The 21,508-nt window shown below is 58.7% G+C and carries 18 protein-coding genes and 1 tRNA gene; 7 read left to right on the forward strand and 12 right to left on the reverse strand.

The window, feature by feature from the left end; genetic code table 11:
- On the forward strand, nt 1–972 hold the full coding sequence (locus H8274_RS02610) for a Ppx/GppA phosphatase family protein (protein ID WP_338067689.1): 972 nt from the start codon (nt 1–3) through the stop codon (nt 970–972).
- Nucleotides 973–1,512: 540 nt separating this feature from the next.
- Here H8274_RS02610 and nhaA read toward each other — a convergent pair.
- Entirely contained in the window at nt 1,513–2,853 is a 1,341-nt protein-coding gene (nhaA, locus tag H8274_RS02615; RefSeq protein WP_082159934.1) for a Na+/H+ antiporter NhaA, read from the reverse strand.
- Nucleotides 2,854–3,185: 332 nt separating this feature from the next.
- Between nhaA and H8274_RS02620 the strand changes: the two genes are divergently transcribed.
- A tRNA-Leu gene (locus tag H8274_RS02620) sits at nt 3,186–3,262 on the forward strand.
- A gap of 132 nt (nt 3,263–3,394) precedes the next feature.
- Here H8274_RS02620 and H8274_RS02625 read toward each other — a convergent pair.
- Together H8274_RS02625 and H8274_RS02630 are read right to left on the reverse strand one after the other, a co-directional pair.
- Entirely contained in the window at nt 3,395–4,312 is a 918-nt protein-coding gene (locus H8274_RS02625; protein ID WP_185933763.1) for an ABC transporter permease, read from the reverse strand.
- Complete coding sequence (locus tag H8274_RS02630; protein WP_185933764.1) at nt 4,309–5,355, reverse strand: ABC transporter ATP-binding protein; 1,047 nt, start codon at nt 5,353–5,355, stop codon at nt 4,309–4,311. Before H8274_RS02630 ends, H8274_RS02625 begins: the two co-directional genes overlap by 4 nt.
- A 323-nt stretch (nt 5,356–5,678) precedes the next feature.
- Here H8274_RS02630 and H8274_RS02635 point away from each other — a divergent pair, with 323 nt between their 5' ends.
- Nucleotides 5,679–6,566: a Bax inhibitor-1/YccA family protein gene (locus H8274_RS02635; RefSeq protein ID WP_065415553.1), complete on the forward strand. Its 888-nt coding sequence runs from the start codon at nt 5,679–5,681 to the stop codon at nt 6,564–6,566.
- 325 nt (nt 6,567–6,891) lie between these two features.
- Here H8274_RS02635 and H8274_RS02640 read toward each other — a convergent pair whose 3' ends face one another.
- The 3 genes from H8274_RS02640 to H8274_RS02650 form a co-directional block, all read right to left on the reverse strand.
- On the reverse strand, nt 6,892–7,299 hold the full coding sequence (locus H8274_RS02640; protein WP_065415552.1) for an FKBP-type peptidyl-prolyl cis-trans isomerase: 408 nt from the start codon (nt 7,297–7,299) through the stop codon (nt 6,892–6,894).
- Between the two features lie 142 nt (nt 7,300–7,441).
- Nucleotides 7,442–8,128: a peptide-methionine (S)-S-oxide reductase MsrA gene (gene msrA / locus H8274_RS02645; protein WP_244924505.1), complete on the reverse strand. Its 687-nt coding sequence runs from the start codon at nt 8,126–8,128 to the stop codon at nt 7,442–7,444.
- A gap of 2 nt (nt 8,129–8,130) precedes the next feature.
- On the reverse strand, nt 8,131–8,619 hold the full coding sequence (locus H8274_RS02650; RefSeq protein ID WP_065415550.1) for a GreA/GreB family elongation factor: 489 nt from the start codon (nt 8,617–8,619) through the stop codon (nt 8,131–8,133).
- A gap of 480 nt (nt 8,620–9,099) precedes the next feature.
- On the opposite strand from H8274_RS02650, the gene mca reads away from it, so the two are divergent.
- Nucleotides 9,100–9,987: a mycothiol conjugate amidase Mca gene (gene mca, locus H8274_RS02655; RefSeq protein WP_049618973.1), complete on the forward strand. Its 888-nt coding sequence runs from the start codon at nt 9,100–9,102 to the stop codon at nt 9,985–9,987.
- 216 nt (nt 9,988–10,203) lie between these two features.
- Here the strand turns inward: mca and trhA are convergent, their stop codons facing one another.
- Nucleotides 10,204–10,908, reverse strand: a complete 705-nt coding sequence (trhA, locus tag H8274_RS02660; RefSeq protein ID WP_049618972.1) for a PAQR family membrane homeostasis protein TrhA — start codon at nt 10,906–10,908, stop codon at nt 10,204–10,206.
- Between the two features lie 323 nt (nt 10,909–11,231).
- Between trhA and uppS the strand changes: the two genes are divergently transcribed.
- A complete protein-coding gene (gene uppS / locus H8274_RS02665) occupies nt 11,232–11,993 on the forward strand; it encodes a polyprenyl diphosphate synthase (protein ID WP_065415548.1) in 762 nt (253 codons plus the stop codon).
- Nucleotides 11,994–12,028: 35 nt separating this feature from the next.
- On the opposite strand, the gene H8274_RS02670 is transcribed toward uppS, so the two are convergent.
- From H8274_RS02670 to H8274_RS02690, 5 genes are all read right to left on the reverse strand, one after another.
- A complete protein-coding gene (locus tag H8274_RS02670; RefSeq protein ID WP_185933765.1) occupies nt 12,029–13,213 on the reverse strand; it encodes a carbohydrate kinase family protein in 1,185 nt (394 codons plus the stop codon).
- Nucleotides 13,210–13,944, reverse strand: coding sequence for an exodeoxyribonuclease VII small subunit (locus tag H8274_RS09865; protein WP_338067690.1), 735 nt, complete (start codon nt 13,942–13,944; stop codon nt 13,210–13,212). The genes H8274_RS02670 and H8274_RS09865 overlap by 4 nt, the downstream gene beginning before the upstream one ends.
- Complete coding sequence (gene xseA, locus H8274_RS02680; protein ID WP_049618969.1) at nt 13,944–15,188, reverse strand: exodeoxyribonuclease VII large subunit; 1,245 nt, start codon at nt 15,186–15,188, stop codon at nt 13,944–13,946. Before xseA ends, H8274_RS09865 begins: the two co-directional genes overlap by 1 nt.
- 101 nt (nt 15,189–15,289) lie before the next feature.
- Nucleotides 15,290–16,522, reverse strand: a complete 1,233-nt coding sequence (locus H8274_RS02685; RefSeq protein WP_185933766.1) for a DNA recombination protein RmuC — start codon at nt 16,520–16,522, stop codon at nt 15,290–15,292.
- A gap of 130 nt (nt 16,523–16,652) precedes the next feature.
- Nucleotides 16,653–17,831, reverse strand: coding sequence for a patatin-like phospholipase family protein (locus H8274_RS02690; protein WP_185933767.1), 1,179 nt, complete (start codon nt 17,829–17,831; stop codon nt 16,653–16,655).
- Nucleotides 17,832–17,950: 119 nt separating this feature from the next.
- On the opposite strand from H8274_RS02690, the gene ychF reads away from it, so the two are divergent.
- Together ychF and H8274_RS02700 are read left to right on the forward strand one after the other, a co-directional pair.
- The gene (gene ychF / locus H8274_RS02695) at nt 17,951–19,048 is read left to right on the forward strand and encodes a redox-regulated ATPase YchF (protein WP_065415543.1); all 1,098 of its coding nucleotides are present in this window, start codon (nt 17,951–17,953) and stop codon (nt 19,046–19,048) included.
- Between the two features lie 674 nt (nt 19,049–19,722).
- Nucleotides 19,723–21,186 carry an alpha/beta hydrolase gene (locus H8274_RS02700; protein WP_185933768.1) on the forward strand — a complete coding sequence of 488 codons (1,464 nt, stop codon included), beginning with the start codon at nt 19,723–19,725 and terminating at the stop codon, nt 21,184–21,186.
- Nucleotides 21,187–21,508 lie beyond the last annotated feature (322 nt).

Raw genomic sequence — 21,508 nt, forward strand, 5'->3', positions numbered from 1 at the left:
GTGGCGGGCATAGATTGCGGCACTAATTCGATTCGGCTCCTGATTGCGGAGGTTCCGGGTTCAGGTGGGGAAGCGTTGCACGACGTCGTCCGTACCATGGAAATCGTGTACCTGGGCCAAGGTGTTGATAAAAACGGGGTGTTTGCGGAGCCGGCATTGGAACGCACGTTGGCGGCCGTGGCAGACTATGCCCGGCAATGCGAAAAGCACGAGGTGGAATCGATTCGGTTTGCGGCAACTTCGGCTACCCGGGATGCGGCGAACCGCGATATTTTCTTGGACGGAGTGGAAAACCTACTCGGGGTACGCCCGCAGGTGCTTACCGGCGAACAGGAAGCCGAAACCTCTTTTAGCGGGGCGCTTTCCGCCCTGGAAACCACTGGGTCTTCCCCGATTTTGGCGATTGATCTTGGGGGTGGTTCCACGGAATTAGTGCTGGGCACCCGCGCCGGGAAAGTGCTGGCCGAATACTCCATGAACGTGGGTTCGGTGCGTATGCGCGAACGGCATTTGCATGAGGATCCGCCTACCCCCGCACAAGTAGCCGCCGCGCGGGCAGACGTGGAATGCGCCTTAGACGAAGCCGAAAAACATGTGGACCTGGGCGCAGCAGCCGAAGTAATCGGCCTGGCCGGCACGGTTACCTCGGTGGCAGCCAAATGGTTGGACTTGGAAACCTATGATTCGGAAAAGATTCACGGTTTGCGGATGCCAATAAGCGCCGTGCGGGACGTATGCGAATGGTATATTTATTCGCCCCGCGCCGAGCGGGAAGCTCTCGGTTTTATGGCGCCCGGGCGGGTGCCGATGATTCCGTCTGGTGCGCTGGTGTGGCAAACCGTGGTGAACCGGATTGCTCAGCGCGTAGCCGCACAGGGCCGCGAACTAGCCGCGGTGCGTATCTCCGAACACGATATTTTAGACGGCCTGGCCTTGTGGGCGGCACGCGAACCCCGAGCCCCGCACTACTAAGTGTGCTGTGGGTGCGGCACAGAATATGCCGGTGGCCCGGAATGCTTCCTGGAAGCTCCGGGCCACCGGCACTTTGCTAGCAAACCTTGCCAGCAATAACTAGATTGTGTCTATTTGTATCGGATTATTTTGTAACGCTACAGGAAGAAGGGAACAAAGCCGGTAACGCTACCGAGGCTTTCATCCGAGCCGCCTGCCAAGCAATCCGGATTATCTGCCTCGCGTATGTATGATTCTCCACGCACCTTCTTGGAAGGGCGTTGAAACTTCCTGGACTTTTCTTGGGATTTGAAAAATCCGGAAACTCGCCATTTCCCTCTGCGCAGCCGGCTACTCGGAGTGACCACGGCTTGAAACCCGCAGCCGGCTACCCGGCGTGATTCGCAGCTTGCGGCCCGCGGCTGGGAACCCGTGGCTTGGATCCCGCGGTTTGGATTCCGCAACTTGGAATCAGGCTTGTGGGCCGCGGCTTGTGGCCGCGGCTTGTGGCCGCGGGCTAGGCCCCGTTCCGCGTGGTATCGGGGCAGCGCGCCGCCGGTCCTAGCCGCGCTCCTGCGGGTGTACTTCGTGAGTATCGTCCACAATTCCCGGATCCGGATCTGCCAGGTGCAACATATCGTGCTTGCGCCGGTAGTTGACCCGGAGCCGCGTGAGAATCGCGCCGATAATCGCGGAAATGAGGCTGCCCATAAGCACGCCTACGCGAGCATGCGCTTCGTGCGGATCTGTGGCCGGGAAGGAAAGCGTGGCAATAAGGAGCGATACCGTGAACCCGATACCAGCGATCACTGAAATCGGGATGATATCCCCAAAGTGCAGGTCTTTATCGAGCTGGAGGCGGAAGAGTTTTACGAACAGCCAGGTGCCACCGGCAATCCCAATGAACTTGCCGAGCGGCAGGCCGAGGTAAATACCAATGGCTACCGGGTCGGTTACTAGAGCGCCCAGACCGCCCGAATCAACCACGCTCACGCCGGCCGCGAAGAAGGCGAAGACCGGTACGGCCACCCCGGAGGACCAAAAGTCCATTTTTTCGATGAAGCGGTGGGTGAGCGGCGTCGTCTCCCCCTTCTTCAAACTCGTGGGCACCAGCAAACCGAGCGCCACTGCCGCGATCGTGGCATGCACTCCGGATTGGAAAGTGCAATACCAGGCGAGGATGCCCAGGGGCCACAAATTCCACCAGCGGTTCCAACGTTTGGCGCAAAGGAAGCCGAAGGCGAGCACGGCAAGCACCGCGCCGCCGAGCCACAAGAAATTGATGCCGGAAGAGAAGAAGACGGCGATAACGATAATTCCGCCCAGGTCGTCTGCAACCGCGAGGGTCATGAGGAAGATCTTCGCGGCGGAAGGCATCCCCGTGCCACACAGGGAAAGAATGCCGAGCGCAAAGGCAATATCGGTGGCCACCGGAATTGCCCAACCTTGATAGATATGGGCGCCCGAAATGGCTTGTACCGCGCAGTAGACCAGGATCGGACCGGCCATACCGGTGATTGCGGCCAGCACCGGCAAACTCGCTTTGCGTAGCGAGTTTAGAGAACCGATAGTGAACTCTTCTTTAAGTTCGATGCCCACGGTGAAGAAGAAAATGGCGAGCACGGCGTCTGCCGCCCAGGTGGCGAGGCTGAGGTGAAGACCGAGTGCCTCCGGTCCTACCTCGGTGTTTGCGAGCGCAAAATAAGCTCCGCGCCACGGTGAGTTAGCCCAAATTAGTGCGATGAGTGCGGCAATTACCAATACCAGGCCAGCAAATGCATCATTTTCGAGAGCCTGCCGGTACCGCTTAAAAGGGTTGCGGGAGAGATGCGTGGGCTTAGTACCCGACGCGGGGGCCGCAACCTCGGCCGCGTTTTCTGACGCGTCACGATGTGAACTCATAATTCCCCTATTCGTGCGGCAAAGAGCCGCATAATCGTGCGATAAATCTGCATCCAGCCTAGCCGGAAGAAAACATTCGTGCTGCGGACAAACATCATGAGAAACACAGATAAGCGGTGAAGCATTTCGCTGCGCGCGGTGTGGCATGGCGCGCAGCGGTGTGCAGCGGGGTGTGGCGGGACATGCGGCTTGGTGTGGTGCGGCGCGGCGTACGACGCTGTGTAGCGTGGGCGTGGCGCGCGGCATATAGAATAAATGCGTGCTGAAAATCAAAGACACCCGCTCGGTATTCCTCGCGGTGAGTGGCGATTTGCGCATACAATGAGGTCTGCGCCCCCGTAGCCCAATCGGCAGAGGCACCCGACTTAAAATCGGCTCAGTGTGGGTTCGAGTCCCACCGGGGGTACCACGAGGAAGCAAAACTGTGGGGCCAGGAAATCTCCCGGCCCCACAGCTGTTATTTGTAATATTCGCCGCAGCCTGTGCGGCTTGCCAGCAGCCCTATGCTGGCAGCCAGCAACTCTGGTTTCTTACCGGCAAGCTACACATCCGACTTGCGGTACTTGGCAAAACCGATCGCACAGGCGCCGATGGTCCAGGCGAGGAACACCAGGAAGCCCGCCCACTGCGGCAGATACTGGTCGGTTACATCCATGACGATGTGCCGGGTCTCCTCCGGTGTGAGCGCCGCCGGGAAAGCGGCGTGCGGCAGGAACTGCACCAGCTGTTCTTGCACAAATTTGATCGGAATGAGCCGCACCAAATCACCCAGCAATATTACGGCAACCGTCAGTACGATCGCCCCGGCCGAAGAACGTAAGGCATAACCCACGCCCATGGCCAGCAACGAACTACAAGCCAGTACCGGCGCATACAGCAAATACACGGAAAGCATGGGGCCGGAGGTGCTAAAGCCTACGCCAAACAAGGCCAAGCAAAGCAGCGTAGCCAGCAGCACCACGATTCCGACGACCAGTGCATAAAGCCAAATCGCTAAACCGCGGCCCAAAAACTCACGAATCCGCGAAGCGTCCGCCAGTGCCGTGATACGCATCGTGCCCACCGAATATTCATTCGTCACGCTCAAAGCCCCGAAAGCCAGGAAGAAGAGCATCGCTAGGACCATCATGCCCACGAGGGCAACGTAATTAGCGGTGATCTGCAGTTTCGAAGGGGAAAGTATCGCCCCCATCTCGTCGAGCGTCGCAAAGCTAAAGGTAATAATGGCTGCGAACAGTACAGTTACGACGACGCCGCACACCGTGACCCAGCGAATCGAACCGGTATGTGTGATCTTGTACCAGGAAGAAAGGAAACTTCGCCAGAAAGTAACCCGATAGGCCGGATCGGCGAACCGGGAAAGCCGGTGCGATACGGGCGCCGGTTGTGATGCGGGCGCCGGTTGCGAAGCTGAAGAACTGAATGGTTGCGGCGCAGCTGCCGCGGAAGGCGTGTTCATCGGATACCTCCGGTGCCGGGGAACGAATCTGGATGCGGATAATTAGGGCCGGCCGGGCCGCCTTGTGCGGCCGGGTCGGCCGGTGTTGCCGGGCCCGGTTGCCACGGACCGTACGCGCCGGGCTTCACACCGGCCTGGTAATCTACGGCCTCGCCCGTGATCTCCATGAAGATGTCTTCCAAGGAACGATGCGTGGTGTTTAGCTCGTGTACTTCCACCCCGGCCGAACCAAGAAGATGACCCAATTGTTGGGCGTTCCCACCTCGAACTGCCACGCGGCCCGCACCAGAAACATCGCTCGCCACGCGTTCGTAGCTGATATCGGCGTCGTGCAAGGTTTTCTCAATCGCGGAAAGTACTGGCCCGCCAATAAACACAATGGTGTTGGCAGCGCTTTCCGTGAAGCTTTCGATAGAACCGGAAGCGATGAGGCGGCCGCGCCCGATAATAATAAGGTCGTCTGCGGTGAGAGCCATTTCGCTCATGAGGTGCGAGGAAACCAGAATTGTGCGGCCTTCACTCGCGAGTTGTTTCATCAGCTGGCGCACCCAGCGCACACCCTCCGGATCTAGCCCGTTAACCGGTTCGTCAAAAAGTAATACTTCCGGATCTCCCAGGAGCGCCGCCGCGATTCCCACGCGTTGGCCCATACCCAAAGAAAAACCGCGCAGCTTTCGCTTTGCCACCGCCGTAAGGCCGGTTAGTGCGAGCACTTCATCCACACGAGCCGCAGGAATACCGTGCGTGATGGCGATCGAACGCAGATGCTGCTGCGCGGTTCTTCCCGGATGGAAAGCCCGTCCGTCCAACAAAGCACCCACGGTGGTGAGCGGGGAAGTAAGTTGCCAATAGGGCACACCCCCGATGGTGGCACGGCCCGAAGTAGGCCGATCCAGGCCTAAGATGCAACGCATTGTGGTGGACTTGCCGGATCCGTTCGGCCCTAAAAAGCCCGTTACCCGGCCGGGTGTAAGAGTGAAACTGAGATTATCCACCGCGAGCGTTGGGCCATAACGCTTCGTCAACGATTCAACCTGAATCATCGCGCTCCTTTCTTGGCGCAGTGTGTGGTAAAGTGCGATGCCGCACCTCACGCTCATAGAGTACATAATTACGGGTGACCGAAAAAGTGCGATTTAGCATTCGGTGCTATTCGGCGTTTCATGGGTGTTTCTGGATATGGTGGTCACCCTGAACATCGTCATGCATCTCATCATGCGTCTCACAGTGAAATCCCAGACTTCCTCGTGAAAATGTGTGGGTGTAAATACCGGGGCTGGTGTGCCCGGGGGTGACAATCCCGCGGTGACCTGGCCGAGCTGAGGTAGTAGTCCTCATCCCGGGAGGTATCGATCAAGGAGTTCGAGTGTCTAATCCGGTTATGAGCAATAACCCGTATTTCAAGCCGGGTGCGTCAACGCCTAACCAGACGTATTACGGCGGGGGAACACGCACCGCTCAACAAAATCCCTATGTAGCAGCGGATCAATATCCGTACGCTGAAGCAAAACCGCAGGATTCGGCGCAGGCCACGGCCCAAGCTTGGGCTATGCCGGCCACCAGCCGTCCAGTTGCGGAAGCCATGACCTACGACGACGCTATGGTGAAGACCGCCATTCTCCTCGGTGTGGCAATCGTCTCCGGGGTGTCGACGGCGCTCTTCATTCCGCCGAATGTTGTTATCGGCGTAGCCGTGGTGGCGTCCATTGCCGCCTTTGTGGTGGGCATGATTACGGCTTTCCGGCCCATGGTTGGTCCGGCTATGGCAATCGCTTATTCCGCTTTGGAAGGTGTGGCCCTGGGCGGTATTACCGGTCTGATCGATCGGATCTACCCGGGCGTGGCATTCCAAGCGATCTTGGGCACGGCGATTGTTGTGGGAGTGGCCGTGTTCTTGCATATGTCCGGAAGGGTACGCACGTCTTCCAAGGGACGGCGCGTAGTTCTTACCGTGCTCGTTGCCTACATTATTTTTGGTCTGATCAACCTAGTTTTGATGCTCACGGGCCTTACCGGCTCTTTGCGGATGCTTTCCTTTGGCGGATTGAAGCTGGGACTGATCTTGGGCGTGGTAATGATCGCCATCGGCGGTTACATGCTCATTGGAGATCTGGAAACCGCGAAGTATGCGGTAGCTAATCGTGCGCCGAAGCAGTTTGCGTGGACGGTTGGCTTGGGCATCGTAATGACGATCCTGTGGATCTACCTGGAGGTTCTCCGCCTAGCCGCGATTTTTGCTTCAGATGAGAGCTAGCAGTAAGAGAACTAACAGTAATTGGTGGCGATAGGAGCCACCAGCGCAAGTAGCTACCCGCAGTAGCTACTTGCCTGCAATAGCGAAGTTTCCACACGGAGCTTCCATGCGGAGCAATGCGAATAGCACAGCCTCCATAGCTAGGCAATACGATAAGGGTGGGTGCGAACCACGAGGAAATCCTCGGTTCGCACCCACCCTTTAGCTTTGTGCATAACTACGCGAGCAAGCGTTGTTTATAGCGCGAGCAGGAGCCCTGTTTGTAATGCCAGTAAGCACTGTTTGTAACGCGGGCAAGCGCTGGCTAGATTGGCGCGCGCTCGCGCTAGAACTGCTTGCGAATATCGACCACGAAGACGAGCACGTCATCTCCACCAATCCCGGCCTGCGGGATGCCACGGCGGCCATAGCCGAGCGCGGGCGGGATGGCGAGCAGGAGCCGCGATCCTACGTTTTTCCCCACGATGCCCCGGTCCCAGCCGGCAATAACTTGGCCCACGCCAATCCCAAAGGTGGCGGGAGTGCCGCGATCATAAGAAGAATCGAAAAGCTTGCCGCCCCAGATCACACCGTGGTAGTCACATTCGATTTGCGAGCCGGCGCGAACCATCGGGCCGTCTCCTTCCACCAGGGTTTTCACTACCAAACCCTGCGGGGCTTCGCCTTCCGGCCATTCGAAATCCGGTCGGTCTCCGAAACCTCCAGAAACCTGCGGCATTGCGGATTCTGCCATGTTTTGTCCTTTCGTATATAGCGCGCCTAGCAAGAAAACTAGCCGGCCTGTGTTTAACACCCAGCAGGAGACTAGCCGGCGTGCGTATCGCGTGCAGAGCAAACGGCCGGCCTGCACAGATACTACCGCGCGCGGCCAGCAGCTAGTTACCGGCCGCCAGCGGGCCAGCTCCCGGGAGCGGGCAGGGTAGGCCCGTCCGGGCATGGCAACGGTACCCGTGCGGGACCTTAAAAAGATAGGCCTGGTGTTCTTCTTCAGCCAGATAGAACGGCCCGGCCTCGCTGGCTGACCGCAATTCGGTGGTGATTTCACCTTTGCCCGCGGCGGTGAGCACCTCTTGATACGCGTGCAACATAGAACTAGCCAGGGTGGCCTGCTCCGGCGTCGTCGTAAAAATTGCGGAACGGTACTGGGTTCCCACATCATTGCCCTGCCGGTTCGCGGTGGTCGGATCATGCGACTCGAAGAAAAGCTGCAACAGTTCGGCGAGCGGCAAAGAATCCTCGCTATAAACCACTCGCACGGTTTCCGCATGCCCGGTACGGCCGGTGCATACCTCCGCATAAGTGGGATTGGGCGTAAAACCGCCCATGAACCCCACCGCGGTGCTCACCGCGCCCGCTTTCCAATACAGTTCCTCAGCACCCCAGTAGCAACCCGAGGCCAAATAGATGAGGCCCTGCCCGGGCGCCGGCGCCGTGAGCGGGAGAGTGCCCAAAACCGGATGGGGCGCCGGATGCGGGTTCACCGGTTCTGCCCGGCCCGGTAAAGCCTCGGCGGCATTACCGGGCATAGCGGAGAGGGCATCGAGGCTCGGAAAGTCGAACATGTTTAGCCTTCGTAGGGTTGGATTTTCAGGATTTCTACCGTGACCGCACGCCCGCGCCGGTTGCGGAACGTGGCGCTTTGCCCTTCTTTGAGACCCAAAATCGCTTGTCCCAAGGGCGCGGTTTCCGGGTACACCTCAATATCTACCAGGTCGGAAGCTTCCCGCGAACCGAGGAGGAAGGTTTCTTCCACCCCACCAATCTTCGCGGTTACCACACACCCGGAGGCGACGACGTCGCCCGTGGGCGGTTCAGATACTTGGGCGGTATCCAGCAGCTGTTGGAGCTCTTGGATCCGGCCTTCCAGTTTGCCCTGCTCTTCGCGGGCTGCCTGGTAGGCGCCGTTTTCAGACAGATCACCCTCGGCGCGGGCCACTTCGATCTTCTTGGTAATATCCGCGCGCCGGGTAGTCATCATCTCTTCCAGTTCGGCCTTGAGATGATCGTATGTGGCAGGCGAAAGCCAAGTGCCATTTTGTTGTTCTTGTGCCATATTTTTCCTCTCGCGGCTCGCGCCGCAGTTTTCTGCCGCGGCTGAGGCCGCGGCAACGTCAGATTATATTGTGGGCGGAGCTGGTTACGCGCTTACGTTAGGCACGCCAGAAACGCACGGAATGTGCACGGTTTTGCAACCGGAGGGCGAACTAAGAGAGGGCCGCGGCGGTAGCTCGAAAGTGCAGATTCACAGTGCAGATTCACAGTGTAAGCCTGTGCGAAGTGGCAAGCCTGTGCGAAGTGCGAAAAAGGCGTCCCGGGAAACCCGCTGACGCCACAGAGCTCTTTCATGCGAAAGCCGGCAAACGACCCTCACATATAAAAATTCATGCCCGAACCGCGGGCATGAGCTCCCGTGCATTCTAACAGCGCCAGGAATCTTTAGCCAGGATTTGCAAAAATGTTGAGGTGCGGGAAGGGTAGTTGTCCTAGCAAGGAAAAGCCCTAAGATAGTCAACAGTTCAAATAGGGGAGGGGCATGGCGGAAGAAAAACGGCTCATGTGTGTACATGCACACCCGGATGATGAATCGTCGAAGGGTGCGGCAACGATGGCGAAATACGCGCAAACAGGGCGTGTACGAGTTGTAACCATGACCGGTGGCGAGCGGGGAAGCGTCCTCAATCCGCACTTTGACCGGTCGATTCTTTCCCGGAAAACTATGGCGGAGTTGCGCCGCGAAGAAATGGCGCAGGCCGCCCGAGCACTGGGCATCGAGCAGGTTTTCCTCGGATTCGTGGATTCGGGTTTGCCGGCCGGATACCCGCACGGGGATGTAGAACTGCCGGAAGGGTGTTTTGCAAATGCTAACGAGCGGGAAGTGCTGCGGGCTTTAGTAGCCCAGATTCGGGCTTTCCGCCCGCACGTGCTCACTACTTATGACGAAAACGGCGGGTACCCGCATCCCGATCACGAACGCACCCATGAGGCTTCGGTGAAAGCAGTGCGCGTAGCGGCCAGCCAAACCTGGCCGGATTTAGGAGAGCCGTGGGCGGTACAAAAGGTTTATTATGACGTCAGTTTTTCCGCGGAACGTATCCGGCGGATCCATAACGCTATGCTCGCGGCCGGTATGGAATCGCCTTTCGCGGAACGGCTTGCCGCGCTATCGCAACGCCAACCTTTGCATGAGCCCACTACGCGGATCAATGTGGCCGCTTACTTCCCGCAGCGCGACGCCGCTTTGCGTGCCCATGCTTCGCAAATCGATCCGGAAGGTTTCTTCTTCGCCGCGCCGCGCGATATCGAAGCCCGCGTGTGGCCCTATGAGGAGTTCTACCTGGCGTTTTCTCGGGTGGGGCAGCCAGCCGAAGGAAGCATCGAAACGGATCTATTTGCCAGAATCCCCGGATTAGCCGCCGAATAGGCGCCCCGCCGCCAGCGCCCTAGGTGGCTTCCGGGGTGCCGGGCGCGGGCCAGCCGCGGAAACCGGGCCGCGGTGGGCCGCGTTGAAAACCGGGCGCTGCTTGCCGGCGTCGGAAACCGGGCCGCGGTGGGTCGCGTTGAGAACCGGGCGTTGCTTGCCGGCGTCGGAAACCGGGCCGCACGCTGGCGCGCAGCCCTTACAGGACTACGAAAGCCCTTATAGGATTACGAAGAAGACGGCGATGGTGTGCAAGGTGTAACCGATAACGGTACCCAGGTGGAAGAACTCGTGGAATCCCCAATACCGGGGGCACGGGTTGGGCCAGCGGAAAGCGTAGGCCATAGCGCCAATGGTGTAGGCGATTCCGCCCAATAAAATGAGCCAAATTGTGGCCGTGCTCCCATTGCGCACCATTTCTGGGAAGAACCAGACGGCCACCCAGCCCAGTGCAATGTAAAGCGGTACATACACCCACCGCGGGGCGCTCGGCCAAAAGTGGGAGATGAGGATACCCAGAATTGCGCCAGCCCACACGATTGTCAAACAGAGGCGGGCATGGGCCGGGCTCATAAGCCCGATCGTTAGTGGCGTGTAGGTGCCGGCGATGAGCAAGAAAATATTGGAGTGGTCCATGCGGCGCAGTACGCGATGCACGCGAGGCGACCAATTCCCCAAATGATATAGGGCTGAATGCCCGAAGAGGATCACGGCGCAGGCCATAAAAATCGCGCAGGCTACTTTTTGGCCTGCTCCATCGGCGAGGCAGATCTGCACAATACCGACGGCAATCGCCGCCGGGGCCATAATCGCGTGTTGCCACCCGCGCAGCTTCGGTTTCGGGAGGTTAGCGAGCTGTTTCTTGCGTTCGCGATAACGGGTGAGCGGTGCGGTGTGTTGCGATGGCCGGGTGTTGGTGTTCATACCTTTCAGTCTAGAGCGCTCCGGCCTCCGGGCGGAAGAAAGGTGGGCATAGTTTCAAATCCAGCTCTTCGCCGTGTGCTTTGGGCGAGAGGCTGCTGCGCACTTGGGCGGGTGGGCCGCCGCGTGTTTCGTGGGTAGCCGCCGCGCACTTGGGCGGGTAAGCCGCCGCGCGGCAAAGTGTGGTGTTGGTGCACACGCCTGGTCCGTGGCCCCACCGGGTGGAAACCTGGCCGATAATAGGGGAGTACCGGGCGGTTGGAAAAAGAAGACTGGGTGGCCGGAACGAAAAGACCGGTGGTCGGAAAGAGAAGCGGGAGCTTAGCGTGGGGCTAAAAAATTTTGCATATCGCCTCTATGACTGGAATTTGCGCCGGGAGCTTGCTGGTAAGGAGCTGCCGCGGCACGTGGCGATCATGTTGGATGGCAACCGCCGGTGGGCGAAGCAGATTGGTAAAGGCCCGACCTTTGGGCATGCGCGCGGGGCATCGAAGATCGGGGATTTTCTGGGTTGGTGCGATGCGGTCAATATTGAAGTGGTGACCTTGTGGTTACTTTCCACCGACAATGTGCAACGCGACCCGGCCGAACTGGGCCCTTTGTTGAATATTATTGCGCGCACGGTAGAGGATTTGGCGGCGCAGCATCGCTGGTCTTTACAGATCGTGGGATCGGATAGTTTTATCCCGCAAGATATTGCTCAGCGTCTGCGCCGGGCGGAGGAGGCCAGTGAGAATAGCGGGCGTATGCGCGTGAATATCGCGGTTGGTTACGGTGGGCGGCAAGAAATTGTGGACGCCGTGCGCGCATATTTGCGGGGAGCGGCCCGTGCCGGGCACACGATTGAGCAGGCTGCCGCCGATTTCGAACTGTCCGATATTACGAATCACCTGTACACGGCCGGCCAGCCTGACCCGGATCTTGTTATCCGCACTTCCGGGGAGCAACGTATGAGCGGTTTCCTACTGTGGCAGTCTGTGCACACGGAACTGTATTTTTGCGAAGCCTACTGGCCAGATTTTCGCCGCACCGATTTTTTGCGGGCCTTGCGTGACTACACGGAACGAGATCGGCGCCGCGGTAAATAACTACGCCGTACGCCGCGCTAAGCCGTACATTCGTGTTAAATGTAGGCGTCGGTTACCGATTGGCTTACTTCTTCACGCGTGGGAAATACTCCGCGCGGTTTTTCGGTAGCCAGCTGGGCTGCCGTGGCCGCAAAAACTCCGACCGCATGAATATTCGAAAGAGAAACTTCGTCTAGGCGCTCGCGGACGCTTGCTCCCAGCAAAGACACTCGATCTAAAGCATCAATTAGGGCAGCTGTAAACTCCGCGTTGCCGCGAGTGCGGGAATCTTCCCAGTGAGAATCATCGGACTGCATCACTGTGGTAGGTGCGGGACCTGTAGAAGTGGCCGGGGCAGGCGCCGCCGTTGCGGTAGCTGCGGTGCCGTTGGCCACGGTGCCGTTGGCCACGGTGCGGTTGGCCACGGTGCGGTTGGCCATGGTGCGGTTGGCCACGGTGCCGTTGGTCAAGATTCCGTTAGTCGCGGTGTTATTGGTTGTGTTGTTGTTGGAGCGAGTTTTGTTTTGGGTGCGGGGTAGGGGCCGGATGATTACGCCGCCTTGCGCGCGCGAGTAAATAATGCATTCGCCGTTATCAAGGGGGATGGCGACGATTGCCGGGCCGAAGCTGAACCAGTATTGGGCGAGTTTGTTGTACGTACGGGTGGAGGCGGAGATTCCGTACAATTGGCGCAGGTCCGCGGCAGAAACGCACACTACGTCTGCGGCGCGGATGAGTTTTTCGGCTTGCCTGCGCGCTTTGTCAAAGTTTGTGCGTACGCCTTTACTGATTGCGGGTGAGTAGACGATTGTGGCAGATGAGCGGGCTATGTCTACCCATTCCAGGGCGCGAGTAGCGGTCTCTTCGGTGTGCATGGCAGAGCCGCCGAGCACGAGTACTTGTGGGTCAAAGAGGGAAAGGTCGAGCCGCCGGGCTCCTTCTTTTGGAGCTTCGGGCAAGGTGAGAGCGGGTAGGCCGGATTCGCGCGCTATTTCCGGGGTGAAGCGCGGCGTGGGCGCAGTGCGTTCCCGTTTGGGCCGCAAATACAGTTCCAGCCCGGCCGCATCTGCTTGGGCGCGTAGGAGTTTACCGGCCTCGTCATTGCCGAGGTCGGTTACGAAACGCACGCTCCGGCCAAAAGTGGCGAGCCCGAGGGATACCCCGAACATGGCGCCATGTGCTTGGGGCTGCTCGTTAGGAAGGCCGTCCACGTAGACGGCGCCGAGTACAAGACAACTCATTCGAAATCCTCGGGGTGGCGAACTAATGGCTGGGAATCAAATTCCGCCGGGTCATCACTAAACTCGTCGGGATCGAAATCGTCATCTTCGGTATCAGCCGTGTCCGAAGCAGAAAGCGTATCTGGCGCGGTTTGCGCAGCAAGCGTGGCCGAGGCTGCCGCGGTGGCCTGGCTGGCCCGAGCGGCTGCTAATTCTTCCGGGGTGAGCTGGACGGCAGGTACATCGGCGGCGCTAATACCATCCACCGCAGCCTGAATAGCGCTCACCCGCTCGGTACGAGAACCCGTAGTGGCACCAGGGATGGGCGTAACATCAGGATTTGCGGACTGCGCGGCACCGCCCGGCGCAACAGGAGCGTTGCCGGGTACAGGAGCGGCCGGCGTAGCCGGCCGGTTCGGCGCGGCAGAACTGCTACTTTGTGCAGGTGTAGCAGAACTGTTCGGCGCAGAAGCATTTCCGGGCACTGCATCGTTTGGCTTTGCGGTTTCGGTTTGTGGGGGCAGGCCTTGTTCGGCGCGGCGAATACGTTCGGTAGCGCCGTCGAGCCACTGCTGGCACCGTTCGGCCAGGGCTTCGCCCACTTCCCACAGGCGTAAGGATTCTTCCAAAGGAATGGATCCTTGTTCGAGCCGGGAAACGATCTCTACTAGTTTGCCGCGTGCTTCTTCGTAGCTCATACGCGAAATATCAGTAGCACTGATTCCGCGCGCGGGCATTTCGGAAGTAGCCACTACGCACCGCCTTTCACATTCAGGTTGAGGCGGCCGTGGGCAAGGACCGCCGAAAGCATATCGCCCGTACTCACCTGTTCAGTGGACTTCACAACCTCTCCTGAATCGCGCAAGAGAATTGCGTATCCCCGATCGAGTGTAGCCCGCGGAGAAAGCGCGCGCAGTTGAACTAGCAGATTAGAGACGTCGCTCGCGCCAGCAGCCAGATAGCGCTTGGTGTGAGAACGCAACCAGTCTCGCAAACCCGTAAGGTCAGTTTGCCGCATTTCCACCATGGTTTGCGGGCGGGCCAGTACCGGCCGTCCGCGCACCGCGTCAAGTTCTTGTTGGGCCCGGGAAAGCCGGTGCTGTACAGCGCGGCGGATCCGCGCCCGTGCCTCCGTGATTCCTGCTTGTTCTTCCCGCACATCCGGCACGATATGTTTGGCCGCATCGGTGGGGGTAGAAGCCCGGAAATCGGCCGCTAAATCAGAGAGCGGATTATCGCCCTCATGCCCGATTGCGGAAACGGTAGGGGTGTGCGTGGCCGCGATTTCGCGGACTAGGCGTTCATCGGAAAACGGTAGTAGGTCTTCTACCGAACCGCCCCCGCGGGCCAACACGATTACTTCCACTTGGGGTAGTGCATCTAGTTCTCGCAAGGCCGGGATCATGGCTTCTACCGCACCTTGGCCTTGCACTTGCACTTCCCGCACTTCGAAAGTCACGCCCGGCCACCGAATCGAAGCGTTGACCATCACGTCTTCTTTAGCTTTGGTATTGCGGCCCACAATCAGGCCGATAGCGCGCGGGAGGAAGGGGAGTGGTTTTTTGCGACGCGAATCGAAAAGTCCTTCCGCTGCTAAACGGTTTTTGAGTGCTTCAATGCGGGCGAGAATATCTCCCACCCCTACGGGACGGATTTCTTTAGCCCACAGGGCCAAAGAACCATTGACGGCGTAATAGTCCGGTTTTGCCCACACTACTACGCGCGATCCTGGCTGTACCCCGAGGGGAAGTAGATGGGTCATAATTTTGACCGTCATCGAATAGTTTTCTTCCAGATCGCGCAAAGTGAGGAATTGTACGCGGGCACCGGGGCGCCTTTGCAAGGTGATGACTTCGCCTTCTACCCACAACCCGGACATAGCGGCCACGTATTCGCGGATTTTGACCGCCAAGAGCCGCACTGGCCAAGGGTGTTCCGGGCTGGTCTGAGCCGCGCGTTGCGGTAAATGTGCCGGAACCGGGATTTTCGACGCCATTAACCTTCCTTCCGTACTGCTTCAGCATTCTAGCAACCGGCTTTTTGCATGCACAGGACGAGTATCCGGGTCTGTACCTCTAGTCAGCTGTTCCTGAGCCGCTACCAGTCCTTTTCGTCGTCATTATTGTGCTCAAAATGTGCCCGTAGTTCCGGGTTTGTGATGCGGCGGACTTGGGCGGCGTCGTCATTTATTGGAGAAGGTTGGGGAAGATCCGGATCTAGAGAAGCAAAGCGGCGGGCAGTTACCAGCACGCGCGATTCCAAAGAACCAATTGCCGAATTATAGGAATCCACCGAACGGCCCAAAGCGTTACCTAAACGATTTAGATGCTGTACCACGGTGGAAAGCCGGGTAGTTAGCTCCCGGCCGAGCGCGGCAATACTCTGCGCTTCTTCGGTCACCTGCGCCGAAGCCCAAACGGCTGCCACCGCCCGCAAAAGCGCGAGCAAAGAAGAAGGAGAAACCGGTGCCACCCCGCCCGCGTAAGCATCTTCTAAAAGCGTGGGGTCGCGTTGCACCGCTTCTGCTAGCAAAGATTCTGCCGGCAAAAACATTACGGTCAATTGGGGAGAGGAAGGGTATTGGGCGTGATAGCAGCGTTTGCTCAAAGCTCGCACATGGGAACGCACCGCCCGGGCATGGTCTTGCAAAAGTTCTTCCTGGCGGGCCGCTTCCTCCTGGGTTACCGGGTCAATCGCCTGGGCGCGCAAAAGGGAACTGAGCGGAACTTTGGCGTCTACCGCAATATGGGCACCACCGGGCAGATGGATCACCATATCGGGGCGTTGCAAAGTATCCGCCCCGGAAGACGAATTATGGAGCGTTACCTGTTCCTCAAAATGCACGTGTGGCAACATGCCCGCCGCTTCTACAATGCGCCGCAGTTCCGCCTCACCCCACATGCCGCGCGCCGAGGTAGAGCTCAATGCCGCCCGCAAAGATGAAGTTTCCCGCGCTAAATCATTTTGGGTGCGGGCTGCCTGCACCAATTGTTGGGAGAGTTTCGCCTGCTGCGCAGACTGATTAGTTTCCAGATTGCGCACCCCCTTATCCATGCGTTCCAGCTGTTCGGCGATCGGGGTGAGGGTACGTAACAGGGTGGAATCAGTTTGGGCGCGCTCAATGAGCCCATTGTTTTCCTGTTCGAGCCGTTCCGCGCGCGCCTCGGCGGCCGCCTGCATCGCCTGCACCTGCGCGAGCTCCTTGCGGGCCTGTTCCACCGCTTGGCGTTCCCCGGCCGGTTTGGAGAGCCGCCCGAGCACAATCCCCAAACCTAAACCGATAGCCAAGGCCACCAAAAGCGCGACCAATACCTGTGCTGAAATCTCCATGTGCCTATTCCAGCACGCCCCTCCGACACAATTAGTTCGCGCGCGGAAAATCCCTAGCTCGCGCGCGGAAAACCCTGCACTTCGCGCGCGGAAAACCCCTAGTTAGCACCCGAGTTAGGGCGCGGAAACCCTAGTTCGCGCGCGGAAAATCGTCGAGAGCGCGGGCAGCCTTTTCCCGCCCGTACGCAATCATTTCTTTCCCCATATGAAAATCGAGAGTATCCACAATGTCCGCCGGGATTTCAATTCGCACCGAGACGGGCATCGCCGCCGCCCGGTAGCGCCCAATCGCATTTTGCATCGCCGCGATCGCGAGCTCACCCACCTGGAATAAACTCATGCCTTTCGGCAAATCCGGCAAAATCTCCTCCGGCGCTTCCACGTGGCTTTCAATTGCCCGATTGTGCCCAAAAGTTGGCGCGTCAATATCCAGTTCCCGGGCCGCCGCGCTCGCGGTACTTTCGGTTTCCGGAGTGGGGTGCGCTTGCGGGTCCCTATGGTGTATCGCCTCGGAAATCGCCGCCCGGGTAGCCGCCGTGAATCCTTTACTGTGCTGGGCCATATTTTCCCGCAGACCTTCGAGGGCCGCGCCGGCGCGATGAAAAATGTGCGAATCTGCCACGGCTCGCAAGGGCGCGGTAAGGCCGGAAGTAGCGTTGCTGGAAGCACCATTGCCGGAAGTATCGTTGCCGGAAGTCGCTGCGGCGTCGTCATTTTTCTCCCCGGAAACTTTTGCTTCCAGGTACTGTTCGTGCGGATCGTGCAGTACCGGGCCGCGCAAATTAACCGCTACCACCGCATCAAAATCCGTGGGCAAAACCGGTTCCACGGGAAGCGGGTTGAGAACGCCGCCGTCTACGAGAATGCGGTCTCCCACACGCACCGGCCAAAAAATGCCGGGCAGGGAGAAAGAAGCGCGGATAGCCGGCTGGAGCGGACCTTTTTGGAACCAGACCTCGCGCCCGGTGAGCAGGTCTACGCATACCACGGTGAAGGGTGCGCGTAGGTCTTCGATGCGCGGGTTACCAACGACGCCGGCGATCGCGGCCGTGATTTTCTCGCCGCGCAAGAGCCCGGGCCCGCCCAGTGACCAGTCGTAATATTTACGCACTTCGCGTTTGGTCAGACCGGTGATCCATTCTTTGAGTTCGGGAAGTTTTCCTGCCGCCCAGGCCCCGCCGACGACGGCGCCGATGGAAGAGCCACTTACCGCCACGATTTCATGCCCGCGCGCTTCGAGCTCCTCAATCACCCCGATATGAGCCCAGCCGCGAGCTCCGCCCGAACCTAAAACCAAAGCTACTTTCATAATTCAGCACCTAACTCGTCCAAGTGATCCGTGTTTTACCAGCTGGTTCGCGTCTACTTGTGGCTTCCCTCAAAACTATAGCGAGCACGGGGCAGGGCGGGAACAGCTAGGATGGGCCTGTGGCTTTGACAATTGGTATTGCTGGACTGCCCAATGTGGGCAAATCGACTCTATTTAATGCTTTGACGCGGGCGGGCGTGCTCGCCGCGAACTATCCCTTCGCCACCATTGAACCGAATATTGGTGTGGTGCCGCTCCCCGATAACCGCCTGCAAGTGCTGGCGGATATGTTCGGGGCTAAGAAGATCATTCCCGCCACGGTTTCTTTCGTGGATATTGCGGGGATTGTGCGCGGGGCCTCGGAAGGGGAGGGCCTGGGCAACCAGTTCTTGGCTAATATCCGGGAAGCTGATGCGATTTGTTTGGTGACCCGCGTGTTCGCAGACCCAGACGTCACGCACGTGGAAGGCCGCGTGGATCCCAAGGACGATATTGAGATCATTACCACGGAGCTGATTCTCGCGGACTTGCAGACCCTGGAGCGCACTATTCCCCGGTTGCGGAAAGAAGTGACGGGGAAGAAGACGCCGCCGGAAACCCTGGCCGCGGCAGAAAAAGCTGAAGATTTGTTGCAGCGCGGTGAACTGCTTTCTAATCATGCTGCTGAATTTGATCCGGATGTGCTCAAGAGTTTCCAGCTCATGACGTCCAAGAAATTCATTTACGTGTTCAATGCGGATGATGCCAGTTTGGCTGATACCGAGTTGCGGGCAGAATTGGAAGAGTTTGTGGCACCCGCGCAAGCAATTTTCTTGGATGCTGAATTCGAATCCGAACTTATTGAGCTGGACGACGCCGAAGCAAAGGAAATGTTGGAAGCTACCGGGCAAACGGAATCAGGCTTGGACCAACTCGCCCGCGTGGGCTTTGACACGCTCGGCCTGCAAACTTTCCTCACCGTCGGGGAGAAAGAAGCCCGGGCGTGGACGATTCACAAGGGTGATACGGCTCCGCAAGCCGCCGGGGTAATCCACTCCGATTTCGAGAAGGGGTTCATTAAGGCCGATGTGATCAGCTTCGATGAGCTCGTGGCTGAAGGTTCGATCGCGCAGGCACGAGAACACGGCAAGCTTCGCCAAGAAGGCAAGGAGTACGTGATGCAAGACGGCGACGTCGTCGAATTCCGCACTGGTATTGCGGCGGGAAGCAAGCGGTAAAAGCGCGGGCAAGGTGGAAGAAGAAGCGCAAAACAAAACCTGCGGCCGCGCGGCCGGACCATTGGAAAGGCGCGCGGCCGTGCCGCTAAAACGCGGCGGGGCCATAGGAAAGTAGCGCGGCGGTACCGCTAAAGCAGTGCGGCGGTATTTCAGAAAGCCGCACGGTGAGACCGTGGAAATACGTCTGGGGTCGTAGTACTCGGGAATGAGAAAAACGTGCGCGGCGGGCCAGCGGGGCCAGATAAAGTAACGCCCGGTAGAAATGCCGGGTGGGATGGAAGCTCGGTAGAGGGAGTTCCTCGTCTACCCTCACCACTCATCTCAAAAATTTGCCCGCGGGAACACCAAGCCCGGGCGCGTGCCGCACGAGTGGTGGGGATAGTGCGGCTCGACTACAAGGAGATCCCTTCGTGACACACACATCGATCCCCTCCCGCGCGCATACATCGCGCGCGCGTACTTCCCGCATCCGTACCTTCCCCGGGCGTCACTTTCGGTTGGCAATGGGTGCGGCGCTGGCATTAGCTTGCGCTTTGGCCGGATGTAACGGCCCTGGTAAAACGCCGGACACAAGCGCTGCGGGTGCCAGTCAGAGTAGTGCAGCGGCTGCCGCGGCCGGGCAGCACCCGGCGAACAATAGCGGGACTGGCAGTAATACAAGCGCTCGGAGCCGGGTGGCGAGTACCGAGCTTTCTGCTTCCTGGCAGGAAAAGAATTTCGCGGATTTTTATACGCAAGATATTTCTTGGCGGCCGTGCACGGAAGCAGACGGCCTGAGCGAAGAACTTGCCGCACTGGCAACGCAAAGCGGCACAGACGTCAGCACATTCCAGTGCGGCACCGTGAAGGCGCCGTTGAACTGGGCCGATCCTGGCGATACGCGAACGGTTGAGCTAGCCGTCTCGAAGATTCCTACCCGCGGTGGACAGGAAAAGCCCAAGGTAATGTTCACCAACCCGGGTGGGCCAGGGATTGGCGGCGTGCAGCATTCCATGGTGATGGCTACCTCACCGGCCTTTGCGTCCGTGTTGGAAGACTATGAACTGTGGGGATTTGATCCGCGCGGGATCGGTAATTCGGCGGCCGTGCGATGCGAAAGTGATTCGAAGCTGGCAGCTGTGCAATTAGCTGAATGCGCCGAATCGAGCCCGCTGGCACATTTCATGGGGACTTCCTATGTGGCTCGCGATCTGGAAATGTTACGCGCGATTAGCGGCGCACCAGAACTAAACTATTTGGGCTATTCCTACGGGACGGTGCTGGGAGCCACCTACGCTACTTTGTTCCCCGAAAAAGCTGGGCGCATGGTTTTGGATTCGGCGCAAGCCTCCGCCTGGGCTGGTTTGCGGGCACTGTACGATCAAAAATTGGCCGTGGCGAGCGCGGTGGGCAAACTTGCAGATTCTTGTGGGCAACTAACCACCTTGGAAGGGGAAGCAGTGACTTGCCCCTTTACTTCCGAGCGGGAAATGTTGGACTTCAAGAAATCTTTGGAGGCGACCCCGCTCGTGGCCAGCGATGGAACTGCCATGCACGGTGCGGAACTGCAGTCATACCTGACCAGCGCCCTGTATGGAGATCGCGCCAGCGCTTTAGACCTATTGGGCAAGGCCCGGCAAGGCGATGTGGCGGCTCGCGATGAAGTGGTTGCCAAGGCGGCCGAGCCCGGATCAGAAATCGATACCGCGGGGCAACTGGTGGTGTGCCCTTCGGCGGAAAAGACGCCGGATGTAGCCGGTTTGCTGGCTTATATGGAAGAGAACGGGATTCCCGAGTTCTACGGTGGCAAGCCGGCGCGCGATAAGATCCTGGGCGAACTGACGGAATTCGAATGTGCGGTACTACCCGAAACCGGCACGGATATTACCGATACTTTCGACGCTTCCCAGGTTTCGAATCCCGTGCTGGTGATCGGTATTACCGGGGACCATGCCACCCCGTATAAATACGCGGAAGAATTACGTACCCAATTAGGCCAGGCCCGCTTGCTTACGGTGGCGGGTAGCGGGCATGGGGCCAGCTATTCCGATCTTTCGACGTGCGCGGATACTGTTGCTACGAATTATTTGCGCCGCGGTGAACTGCCAGCCGAAGGAACTGTGTGCCCGGCCGATCAGCCGAGCAGCGCGCAAGGATAGCGTTGAATCGCGTAAGCATAGTACTGAATAAGGTGCAGGATAATATTATCTATGTATTAAGAATATTCGCTCCGGCAGTGCGGCCTTGCTTGCAAGATCGCACCCTCGGATAGGAAACAGGAACGGGAGTTTCGAACGGTCTGTGCCGGGACCGTTCGAAACTCCCGTTCCTGTTTTACGGGTTGCGGTTCCGGTTTTAGGGATTTCCGTTCTGGTTATATCGATTGAGGTTCTGGTTTTAGGGATTCCCGTTCTGGTTATACGGACTGCGGCTGTGGGCGGCGGCAGATTTTCTGGGGCGGCGGCAGATTTGCTGTGGGCG

Source organism: Actinobaculum suis, assembly GCF_900618115.1.
Taxonomy (GTDB): domain Bacteria; phylum Actinomycetota; class Actinomycetes; order Actinomycetales; family Actinomycetaceae; genus Actinobaculum; species Actinobaculum suis.